Source organism: Campylobacter sp. BCW_6889, assembly GCF_001762535.1.
GTDB classification, from domain to species: domain Bacteria; phylum Campylobacterota; class Campylobacteria; order Campylobacterales; family Campylobacteraceae; genus Campylobacter_D; species Campylobacter_D jejuni.
Map to the genome: position 1 here is coordinate 1 of NZ_MJWZ01000013.1, position 5,005 is coordinate 5,005.

The window sequence follows — 5,005 nt, forward strand, 5'->3', positions numbered from 1 at the left end:
TTAGATCAAGATAATACTATAAAACAAGATACACCTAGTTATTATTTTTCTCCTAAAGATGAAAGCAGTGGTTTAGGAAGACTTAGTATCTTTTATAAAAATGATGAACTTTGCTTGCTTAATTATTCTATTATAGAAAATTCTTTAAATATCAAATTAGAATGTTTAAGCAAACAAAGCTTAGAGTATAAAGACTTAATTTCAAACACTTTAAAAGAACAAAAAACCACACAAGTAGATAAAAAACAAGCTATAGCTAAACTTCATGCTCTTTTAGAAAATCAAAACCTAGAATGTATCCATGGAGGTAAAGTCATACTTAAATCAAACAAAGGAAAAACTTTTAAAGATGATGGTGTGCCTATTATGCTAGAAAGTGATTTATTAAACTCTAGTATAGTAGCTTGTCCTAATACTATAGCAGGTGTAAGTGTTCCTTGTACTAAAGTTGTTAATGTAAAAGGATCCTTATCTCAAAAGAAAGTCAATAATGAATATGTAATCTTACAAGAACTCATATCAGCTTGTATTAGTGATAAAGGTTTTCCTTTAAAAGTAAGCTTTACTCCTACTAAGTTTAAATTTGATCACAGCTTTAATCCTAAAGAGGGCTTAGGAGAACAAAGTAAAAATCAAATAGAGTTAAAAGAACCTATAATAAGACTTCATTATAAAAGTGATAGATTTCAAAAAGATAATTTACCTATCTATAATCTTTTAATCAATAATGAAAAAAAAGAACAAAATAAGGCTTTAAATGAATTTAATATAGATTTAAAAGATTTAAAAGATATAGAGGATATAAATATTCTTAATCAATTCAAACAAGACTTTAGTAAAGATTATGAATTTAAAGAATTAAATCTTAGCTTTGATACTAATTTAATCAAACTTTATTTTATTATCTCAAAAAACATTGCTAAAGTTTATAAAAGTGCTTATAAGGAATTTGAAAACAAAGATTTAGGAGTAGGGTATTTTACACAGCTACATGAGTATGATAAAATCATCAAAAATGCTTTAGAAGATAATAAAGAATTAAACGAATATCATTTTAGTTTTTTAGCTCCTGCAAAAATGCAAAATTTAAAACTTCAAATCGCACAAGGACTAGATGAAATCTTAGAAGATGAAGATAGAAAACAAGAGTTTTATGTTTGTAAATTTGTGGTGGTAAATGGGGTTAAAATATGAAAATAAAAAATTTTACTTTAATTGCATCAAATCATAATTTAGAAATCGAGTTAAAAAATCTTACCAAAAATGCTAATAAAATTATTTTTATATGCAGTGATTTTGATGGATATAAAGAAGCTAAGAATTCTTTGTATAAGACACTACATACTATTGAAGATAATTTTAAAATTGATAATACAAAAACTTTTAAAATCATACATTTAAATCAAGCCAATAAAGACGAAATCACAAAAGAACAAAAATTTAGCTCTGATAAAAATTTATCTAGCATTAAAAAAATTATCTTTAATAATTTAAAATTTTTAAATAATGCAATTAATCAAAATGAAAATAAAACGCTCAATAAAATTATTGATGAAAACAATGTAGAAAATATTGAAAATTTTTTAAAAGAAATTCAAAAAGAATTAAATATATTATTAAAAAATATCAAAGAATCTAACTATTTTGAGCAAGAAATTAAACCAAAGATACAACTTACCCTAGATACACTTTTTAATACACTTTTAAAAAATATTACTCAATCTAATGATGATGAATATAAGCAAATTATTAGAGCTATAGCAAAATTTTTTATCAATATACTAGATTCTGTAACCAATCTTAAAAAACCTGTCTCTTTAGTCAAAAAAAATCCTTATGTTTTTGTTGTAAATACATTATTTGAAGCTTATAATTCTTCTGCTGAGTATCAAGAGTATAAGGAACAAAAATATTATTATGATTTTGCTTATCCACTTTTAGAGCTTATTACTAGTAAGCTTTATCCTATTATCGCTTTGTGCAATGAAGAAATTTTATCTGATGTATTAATTATAGATGATAAAGTATTATTAGATTTTTCATCTTATTCTAATGTACCTTCTATTAGTCTTTATAAAAATAGTTTTTATAAAGTTATTTTAGATGAAGAATTTCAAGGTATTTTTGATAATTTTTTAGAAAATAATCTAAAATTTGAAAATGAAAAGTTAGATAATACACTTTTAGTGAATTCTAGTTTAAATAATTTTGATACAACATTAAAAAAAGCAATCAATTTAAATATCTCTAAACTCAATCATTTCTTTTATGCAGAATATCCTGATTTAAATTCTTCCATGCTAGTAGAAATGATATTAGATAAAAAAAATACTGATCAAATCAATACAACCAAAATGGGTAAAAATTATTTGCTTATTACTAATCCACCACAGCTTAACAATGCAGGACTTTGTGAGGACTTGTATCAAAAAAAATTAGGAGCAATAATAAAAAATCGCCCCAAAGCTCTTACAAAAAATGAAAAACTTGCATTAAAAGGCGATTTTCCTAGCAAAAGAGATTATGGTTCTTATTTTATAGAAAGAGATGTTAAAAAAGAAGATGATTATGTATTGCAACTTTGTCCTTTTGTGAAACTTGATGGACAGATTTATCAAAAATATAAAGGGTATTTTAATTTTTATAATCAAACATATTCTTGGATGAAACTTTATTTATTAGAATATATAAACGAACGATTAGAATATGAAAAAGTTAAGCAAGATTTTGCTTATATTGATAGCTTTTTTAAATTGCCTAAAGAACTTGAAGAAATTAGCGAAAAAGAAAAAGAAAAAGTAGAAGAATATGTCGAGCTTTTTAATAATTATTTAGATAATATCAATTCTCGCTATGACCAAACACAATCCAATCTTAACTCAGAAACATTAATGTTTAAAACATATGAAAATGTAGATTTTAAGAAATACTCACCTTTAACGGTTGTTTTATTGACTTTAACTTTGTATGTTTTACAAAAAGACTTAGCTTTTACGCAAGAATATTCTTTGGGATATAAATTGTTTCAGGCAAATATTGGTAATTATCAAAAGATTAAAATACCAAATTATTTTAATGAGTATATTTCATTTATCCCTGATGATATTTATTTTTATGATAATGATAAAAAAATTTATATCTTTTTATCTAAAGAATTAAATAAAAATAAAAAAGAAGATGAAGTTATTTATTTAGATGAATTAGCCAAAGCTATGTTTGAAAATGATTTTGAAGAAGAAGATCAAACTTATGTAAATTTTTTAAAAACCTTAAATGAAAGTTTTGATGAGGAGATTGAATTTGAAGAAAATATACAAACAGACAAAACTCTTCCTTCAAAAAAAGATTTAGATAAAAGCATTCAAGATATTATGCTTGATAAAGAACTTGCAAAATTATCTATAGATATTACTTTTTTTAACATCATTAAGCAACTTTTTCCTTTTACAGAATTTTTTATGAGTCAGCCTGATTTTTTTAAAAAAATGATTTTATTTTTTATAGATTCAAGCTTAGATAAAAAGTATTATGGTAATAAATTATTTTCTAGTTTTAAAGCACATTTTTTTAAAGAACTAGGGATATTTTATGCACTTAGCCCTAAGGGGCGTTTTATAAAAATTAATCCAAAAAGTAAAAAATCACTCAATAAGCTTTTTTTATATCAAATAGGAACAAATTATTATTATTTTAATCAATTAGAATATGCAAGTGAATTAAAAAAGTCAAAGAGTTTTTCAAGATTAGATAAAGCTAAGCAAATTCATTTGATATCAAAAGTAAGAAAACAATTAGCTATTGATTTTTCTATTAAAATGAGTAAAGACTTGAGCGTGGATATATTAAAAAATTTAGCAGGATCTTTTATTGATACACTTTTGCCTACAAATTATGAAAGATTGAAAATTTTATATGAAAAACTAATGTATGAAAAATTTACTTACAATTATGATTTTCCTTTAGCTGTAAAAAAAGAAGAATATATAACCTATCCTTTATTAATAAATTCTAGATTTATGAGTTTTGATTTATCTGAGTTTATTTTTGGTTCTTTATTATGCACGGGTGGGCTTAATTATTATCCTAGTATTGCTTGTGCTACAACTTCAAGTGAAGCTAGGGAATTTGCCTTAAAAAGACTTTTATCTTATATTATTTTAGATGAAAAAAGAAGTGCTTTTATGGAAGATAAAATCAATGAAGGCAAATATATCTTAAATGATAAGGAATTTTTTGAAAAAAACAATATAGAACTTAGAAATTGTAATATATATAAGCTAGAACATTTTCAAAGAAAAGAAGAGTATAAAACACAAAATCCTATGATAAAACAACACCCTATCTTAGCCTATAATGATACTATACAAATTTTATATGAATATGCAAATGGGATTTATAATACCACTCAAGATGAAAAAGGTAAGTTTATAGAAGATAGGCAAAAAGCAAGAAGATTGATGGAAAATTTAGAAGCCATAGGACAACATAATTTGGAAGTGATGTATAAGGGGATAAATGAGGAATATGTAAAAAACAAAAGAAAAAATGAAAATGATGAGGAAGAAAGCGATGATACTAATAAATCCCAAGATTATTCTAATAAGTTTATAGGCAGACTAGCCACTACTATAATCATGGAAGATGGTTTATATATAGGATGAAAGGATAAATAATGAGTGGTAATAAAGATATTTACGAGATTTATACTTCTAATGGACTTATATTAGAAGTTGATAAAAATACAAATCAAATTATATTTGATAAAAGAGAAGATGGGCGTGAAGTAGGCAAATACACCCAAGAATATTCCAAAGCTTTGTTTGAAGCACACAATATCAAACAAAACTCCCCCTACAAAGACTATCAACCCCAATACCTAGATCCTGAATTTCACACAGGGGAGAAATCTACTTTGCTTGAATTTAAAGATTGGCAAAGTATTTATTTAAAAGATCCTATCAAAGGAAGCATAGCTCCTTGGACTAAAGCAGAAAAAGCTTATTAT

2 protein-coding genes and 1 pseudogene are annotated in these 5,005 nt (G+C 24.4%); all 3 read left to right on the forward strand.

Annotated elements, in window-relative coordinates:
• Window positions 1-1,194 (forward strand): hypothetical protein (locus AJ939_RS01140; RefSeq protein WP_250540833.1); only part of this gene is annotated, 1,194 nt, incomplete at its 5' end.
• On the forward strand, window positions 1,191-4,661 hold the full coding sequence (locus AJ939_RS01145; RefSeq protein WP_070233299.1) for a hypothetical protein: 3,471 nt from the start codon (window positions 1,191-1,193) through the stop codon (window positions 4,659-4,661). The genes AJ939_RS01140 and AJ939_RS01145, both read left to right, overlap by 4 nt.
• A gap of 11 nt (window positions 4,662-4,672) precedes the next feature.
• Window positions 4,673-5,005, forward strand: a pseudogene (locus AJ939_RS01150) (hypothetical protein); the annotation flags it as partial.

What these genes read in the sequence shown, in the direction of transcription:
- AJ939_RS01145 (WP_070233299.1), top strand. Translation starts at nt 1,191, where the DNA reads ATGAAAATAAAAAATTTTACTTTAATTGCATCAAATCATAATTTAGAA.